Below are 5,714 nucleotides of genomic sequence, written 5' to 3'. Positions count from 1 at the left end.
CGACCTACAGCGGCGAGGATTGGCTAAAGAAGCTCACTTGGCATATGTTAAACTGAAGAGAATATAATCCAGTCTGCCAAGGTGGTGGGTTCCGAAGGGCGAATCACCAATTGTTAGAACGCTATCAGATAGAAAGATTATGTGGAGACTGTCCCCAGGGTGGTGTATCCTTGGGGCATGACATAAGTGGATGGAGCTTTCCCCAATTTGGCCCGAGCGATGCCCAAAGCTTCCTCAATTGAGCTCGCCGGGGTCATCCCCAGGTGATGCACATCATCCGTGTTTAATTCGGTCACCAGAATGATGTGAAATTTCTCCGCCTTCTCCATGGCGGAGTATATGGTATGTCCAGGAATGGAAAATTCCTCCCGTAAAACCTCCTCGATTTCTTCCTTGCATCGATACTTCAACCACTCACGATACTCAGGTGAAGGATAGTCCTCGCCACACTCAGCCAAAAGGATCATCACTCCCCCATCCCGAAGAACGAAGGATGCATTATCCATAGCTTTGTGTGACTGAGCGAAGTTTACGTCCATGGGATGTCCCCCACAGCTCACCACGACTAAATCGGCCTTTTCGCCGACTTTGATCCTACAATGCTCATCTACGAAATGGCAACCTTTCTCATGAGCCCTCCTCCAGTGCCCAGTGAAAATTCCCGACAATTCCCCATCATCATTTAAAACCACATTGCATAAGAAATCGGGATTGACCATGGACGCAGCTTCAATCATATCCTCATGGACGGGATTTCCATTGAGTATGCCCGTCCTGGCCAGAGGGTTCCTACCCTCATTCGGATTTAAGACAAGTCGATGGTTGGATTGTATGGTTTCGAAGGAGGCTATTCCGGGGAGAATGCTTTTTCTCCCACCTCCGAAACCCGCAAAGTAATGGTAAACGATGGTCCCCGTGAGGATTATCCTATCGGCTTCAAGTACTTGCCTATTGAGTTCGACCTTCGTCCCCCTGCTCGTTGTGCCCACATATTTGAGATTATTTCGATCGTGGCAATCATGGTCGTAGAGAGACACCCTCTCGAAAACTTCTTCCCCTACGATTTGTCGCTGCTCTTCCCTTGTATGTTTGGGATGGGTACCTGTGGCAAAGGTTATGAAGATATCTTCATCAGGAACACCTGAGGAATTAAGCTCATCCAATAATAGGGGTAATATGAGATCGGATTTGGCTGCCCTGGTCTTATCCGAGACCAGGATGGCTACACTCTCTCCGGGGCTGACTATTTCAGACAGGGGAGGAAAATCTCGAGGATTGGGGAGGGGCGACATCTTTTTCGCTTGAATCACGCCCAGAAGATTTTCATCCCCAATCGAGAATTCTATCTTTTGATGCCCGTAGCTCAATTCAAATTTCCTGTAAGACATAGCAATTCAGTCTTTCCCTTCAACTGAGAGCTGGAAGCTGATGGCTTTAAGCTTTTAAAACCGCTCCAACCCGAATTCATCCAAAGATATCGATGGTCTTCCCTTGACAACCAGTTCAGCGATCAATTTCCCGGTGATGGGAGCCAAAGCGATACCATTTCCCTCATGACCCGCAGCTATTATGAAACCGGAGAGGCCTTGCACTTCGCCTAAAATGGGAAGACCATCTGGCGTGTATGGTCTTAATCCCGCGAATGACCTGATGATATTGACCTCTTTTAAAGCTGGTGCAATCCTTAAGGCATTTTGAGTGATGGCTTTGATCCCGTGATATGTCGTCCTCCTATCATAGCCCACAAATTCCCTGGTACTTCCGATGAGAAGATTTCCACCCGTGGTTTGCTCCAAGGTAAAGCCCAGTCCCAACCCATCATCGGTCTCGCGATGATCCGGGGCAAGTTTAAGTGTTATATACCCGGCATCCACCAAAAGCCTCGTGACAAACTCGGGAAGGGGTTCGGTGACCAAAACCTGCCCCCGTCTGGGAATGATCGGCAAATCCAACCCCACCATTTTCGCTATCACTGGCGCATACACTCCCGCCGCATTTATGACCGTATTCGTCTTAATTTCCCCTCTTTCAGTTATGACCGAATCCACCCTAAGCTCGCCGCGAACAGTCCTGGTCCGAATGGCTTGAACTTCCGTATAGTTAAGTATCCGAGCTCCCTTTCTCTTCGCACCTTGGGCAAAACCCAAAACCACTTTAAATGGATTCACCTGAGCATCTAAAGGTGAATAGGTGGCACCAATGATATGTCCCGATAGGATGGGCTCAAGTTCTTGAGGTGTCGTCGTTAACTCAATATCCAATCCTACCCTTCTTTGCCCATCCATGAGCTCAGTTATCACCTTTAATTGCTCCGCAGTTTCGATGAGAATCATCCCGCCACATTTCCGATATTCTATGTCGTAAGATAGCTCATCCGCCAAGTTCTCGTATAATCTGGCACTCTCCAAAGCCAATCGAAGGTCAAAACCTGGCTTTTTAGACTGGAGAAAAATGAAGCCGTCACAAGCACCAGAGGTTCCCGCGGCTAAATTTCTCCTTTCTATTAATAATGTATCCACACCGTACTTGGCCAGGTGACAGGCAATCGAAGTACCGATTACCCCTCCACCGATGACCACGACATCAGCCTTATTCACCATGAGGCCTCACCAGGTTCTCCATCTTAGTTGCCCTCACCGGAGGTCTAACCGTGGCCGGAGGTATTTTCTCAAGAGCTTGACCGGTTCTTTCAGCGAGCAATCGTGCCATCAATCTTCCACAGGTTCTTCCTTGACAGAGACCCATTCCCGCCCGGGTTCTTGTCTTTACGCCGGTGATGGTCCTCGCACCTTCTCCAATGGCCTTAAGGATTTCTCCCTTTGTGACCTCTTCACATCGGCAGATGATCACTTCGTCATCCAATTCGAACTCCTCCTTGAGATGTCCCTCACTTCATTGGCATATCTCTTTGGAACGGTGAGGGATATCACAGGGGTGGAATTGTAATCCTTCGGATTTCTTACCTTTACTACCCTCCCTTTCGTCAAAACCTTGCCCTGGCGATCGGTGGCGTCCACCTCCTGGCCCTCCTTGGGTAGAGGTAGAAACTCGTGGGGAAATTCCACCAAAGCCTGGGTCTTGGAGTAAGTTAAGTCTACGATGAAGATCGCAAGACCGGGGCAGGAAGGTATGCAAATCCCGCATCCATCACATCTCTCCTCTATGAGCTGGGGAAGATTCGTTATGGGCTGCCCTATTTTTATGGCTCCCTTTGGACAGGCAAACTCGCAGGGGTTGCAGGGTATCTCCTCGGGGCATTCAATTACGGCCACCCGTCCCAGACTCATTCGCTCCTGGGAAGGGAAACCAGGTGTATTCCTCAACTCTTTAAGGGTTATTGCTCTCGTTGGGGCTATTTCACCGTTCACCTCGGAGCCACCTTCATTATCCTTTGCTTTGCCAAATATCTATCCTCTCCGAAAGGGCCCCGGCGTAACTGCCATAGTCTCCCTTTGACCTCCCTTTTTAATCTCGTTGCCTCTTCCCCGGCATAGCCCAGACTTTCCGCAGCTGCTATGCCCGCGAGTCTTCCCTCCTCCATGGCAATGCTCGCCTCCTCTATACCCGCTATATCCCCAGCCACATAAATTCCCTTCACGGTCGTTTCCATATCCTCGTTGTGAATGGGAACGTGTCCACCCAAGGTGGGAACGAAGATGAATTTGCAACCGCTCATCCAAGCTAATTCGCTTAAAGGAGTAAGACCAACGGCGAGGCAGATGGTATCAACATCGAGGGTCTTTTCCGTACCCGGGATCATCTTCAAATCATCGTCAACCCGTACGATGGTCGCCGCCTCAACGTAATCCTTGCCATGGGCTCGTTTAACCGTGTGAGAGACTATGATGGGCACACCCGCCCGTTGAATCTTTGCCGCGTGTACGTGATATCCTCCTATTTTAGGAGTGGCTTCCACAATGGCAACCACCCTCGCACCGGCCTGGAGTAACTGATAGGATACGATTAGACCCACGTTGCCCGATCCAACCATCAGTACTCTTTTGCCCGGTAGCACTCTATGCACATTGATGAGGGTTTGAACCGCCCCCACACCCATCACCCCGGGTAGTGTCCAACCCGGAAAAGCGATGGTATTTTCAGAACCCCCCGTAGCCAAAATAATCCGTTGAGCATGTAGAATTTCAGATCCCGTCGCCATTAATAAACCCAGGATTTTATCCTCGAATATGCCAAAAACTGTGGTGTTCAACATCACATAGATCCCCAACTCCATTGCCCGTTGCCATAATTCATTTCCTATGTCATATCCCCTCAATCCAGCTAAATGCTCCCTCGAGCCAAAGAATTTGTGAATTTGCTTGAATAGTTGTCCACCGGGTTTGCCATTTTCGTCGATTAGGACTACCTTGGCACCCAATCGTGCAGCCTCTATGGAAGCGGAAAGACCCGCTGGACCAGCTCCCACTACCGCCACTTCGGCATCCATCAACTTCCCTCACCCCAGCCAATTTGAGTTCTTATCTCCATTCCTTCTTCCACTGGAGTAATGCAGGCTCTCACATTGGGTGCACCATTTACGGTCATCATACAATCAGTGCATTGTCCGATGGCGCAAAATAGACCACGAGGTTCCCTTCTTTTTACCGTCCTCCTAAAAACCTTTATGCCAGCAGCAAGGAGGGCAACTGCTATGGGTTCTCCCTCAAAGGCTTCGATGGTTCTCCCATCTACCTTTATCTTTATAACTTTTCTTTTGGGAATATCTCCCAAAATGGGATGAGACTTGATCCTCAACGTATCCTCCAGTAGTTAATTGAACTTTTGTGTTCTCAGGCAAGTAGCGCGGGAGTTCATCTCCCGCTAAATATCCATTTGGGCGGGCACAAGACCGCCTCTACATTAATAAATAATTATTGGTTAGACCTCAAGAAAACCGTCTCTTAAGAATCGAGCGGTACGGTTTCACCCATATTCCCATGACCACTTACAAAGGTGATATCTCCAGATCACCCCAGACACCCATTTTATTATCCTTTATGATGATGACGCCATTGAGTCCACCGATTGTCCGGGCATAAGTCAATGCCTCATCGATATCCTCAGATTTGCGCACCCGATTGCCAATGGCCGTAGCGGCTGCATCTGCCAGGCAGGTATCCCAGGATAAAACGACCACCGCATCGGCTTCCCCAAAACTTAGGGAGTGACCGAGAGTCCCCGCAGAGGTGCAGACCCCCAAGGGTGTTTGATCCGGCTTAATTTCGATGGCAATTTTGTTGCTCAGTGGAGAATCCCCAGCATAAACGGCAATCTTTCGGGGTTTCCTGGTCTCGATGAAGATATCTCCACCGTTTTCGACGATGACCTCCCGCGAGAGTTTCAATAAATCACGCCCCACGAACTCCGCGATGGCTCCAGCCACGGTGGCCATGGGTCCCACATCGACTTTCCCGGCCGCTCGAGCCATACTTCTGACCATCTTTGGAGCCGAATCGGGAACGTCATAAGGCTTAAGAGTAGTCCTAAAGAGGGGATGTTTGGCGATGAACTCTTCCAAATCTTTGCGATACTTTAGAACAGCTTCCAATGCTTGATGATTAAAATTTCCATTAGCACTTATGTGTAAGTCGGTTTCGGCCACTACCACCTGGAAGGAAACTAAACCTTTGGCGAGCATTTTCTCCCGATAGAATCTTGGTTCATACATCTTTTACTCCCTCGTGACAGATTGACAAACTCCTTGGGAGTTTAGT

At 49.1% G+C, this 5,714-nt stretch carries 7 protein-coding genes; all 7 read right to left on the bottom strand.

Annotated elements, in window-relative coordinates:
• Window positions 1-137 precede the first annotated feature (137 nt).
• Window positions 138-1,367, bottom strand: a complete 1,230-nt coding sequence (gene larA / locus AB1466_04740) for a nickel-dependent lactate racemase (GenBank protein MEW6189404.1) — start codon at window positions 1,365-1,367, stop codon at window positions 138-140.
• A gap of 75 nt (window positions 1,368-1,442) precedes the next feature.
• Window positions 1,443-2,600 carry an FAD-binding oxidoreductase gene (locus AB1466_04735; protein MEW6189403.1) on the bottom strand — a complete coding sequence of 386 codons (1,158 nt, stop codon included), beginning with the start codon at window positions 2,598-2,600 and terminating at the stop codon, window positions 1,443-1,445.
• Complete coding sequence (locus AB1466_04730) at window positions 2,590-2,862, bottom strand: (2Fe-2S)-binding protein (protein MEW6189402.1); 273 nt, start codon at window positions 2,860-2,862, stop codon at window positions 2,590-2,592. Before AB1466_04730 ends, AB1466_04735 begins: the two co-directional genes overlap by 11 nt.
• Window positions 2,847-3,368 carry a 4Fe-4S binding protein gene (locus tag AB1466_04725; protein MEW6189401.1) on the bottom strand — a complete coding sequence of 174 codons (522 nt, stop codon included), beginning with the start codon at window positions 3,366-3,368 and terminating at the stop codon, window positions 2,847-2,849. Before AB1466_04725 ends, AB1466_04730 begins: the two co-directional genes overlap by 16 nt.
• Entirely contained in the window at window positions 3,365-4,447 is a 1,083-nt protein-coding gene (locus tag AB1466_04720; protein ID MEW6189400.1) for an NAD(P)/FAD-dependent oxidoreductase, read from the bottom strand. Before AB1466_04720 ends, AB1466_04725 begins: the two co-directional genes overlap by 4 nt.
• A complete protein-coding gene (locus tag AB1466_04715) occupies window positions 4,447-4,755 on the bottom strand; it encodes a (2Fe-2S)-binding protein (protein ID MEW6189399.1) in 309 nt (102 codons plus the stop codon). The genes AB1466_04720 and AB1466_04715 overlap by 1 nt, the downstream gene beginning before the upstream one ends.
• A 190-nt stretch (window positions 4,756-4,945) precedes the next feature.
• Window positions 4,946-5,668 carry a UPF0280 family protein gene (locus AB1466_04710; protein MEW6189398.1) on the bottom strand — a complete coding sequence of 241 codons (723 nt, stop codon included), beginning with the start codon at window positions 5,666-5,668 and terminating at the stop codon, window positions 4,946-4,948.
• Window positions 5,669-5,714 lie beyond the last annotated feature (46 nt).

It is taken from the genome of Actinomycetota bacterium, assembly GCA_040755895.1.
Taxonomy (GTDB): Bacteria; Actinomycetota; Aquicultoria; order Subteraquimicrobiales; family Subteraquimicrobiaceae; genus Subteraquimicrobium.
Note: the sequence above shows the minus strand (reverse complement) of the source record. Positions and strands in the feature narration are given on the sequence as shown.